This window comes from Frankia sp. CcWB2 (assembly GCF_977927585.1).
The window spans coordinates 12,256-12,786 of sequence record NZ_CDWRCM010000124.1 but is presented as its reverse complement, the minus strand read 5'-3'; the positions used below and the strand labels follow the sequence as shown (position 1 = coordinate 12,786).

1 protein-coding gene is annotated in these 531 nt (G+C 73.1%); it reads right to left on the bottom strand.

Annotated elements, in window-relative coordinates:
• A partial coding sequence (locus ACY45C_RS13915) for an outer membrane protein assembly factor BamB family protein (protein WP_462188029.1) occupies positions 1 to 531 on the bottom strand: 531 nt, incomplete at both ends.

The window sequence follows — 531 nt, the reverse complement described above, 5'->3', positions numbered from 1 at the left end:
CGAGTTCGCCGTCGCCGCCGGCGGGTCCCCAGCGGGTGCTGCCGGTGTGTAGGTCGAGGCCGATCATCCCGCGGGGGAGCGGGCAGCTGCCGACGATCAGGGTGTCCCCGGCGATGAGGGGGGTCGCGTGCCCGACCAGGGTCTGGTAGGGGGCCAGGTCGTGTCGTTCCCAGCGCAGTTCGCCGGTCGCCGCGTCCAGCGCGCGCAGGTGTGAGAGGTCACCGACCACGACCAGCCCGCCGGCCACCACCGGGTCGGTCCAGGCGAACAACCGCAGCGGGTCGGGGGAAGGTACCCGCCAGCGTTCCGTCCCGGTGGCACGGTCCAGGCTCACCACGTCGCCGACCACCTCGACGGCGATCACCGAATCGGCGAAGACCGCCGGGGTGCCTTTGACTGAGGAACCCAGCTCGGCCAGCCAGCGGCGGGAACCGTCCGCGAGGGTGAGCAGTTCGACGGCTCCGGCGGGGCGGTCCTCGTGCCTGACCCCGATGATTACTTCGTCGCCGTCGAGGCGGGCCGGGGCCCGGT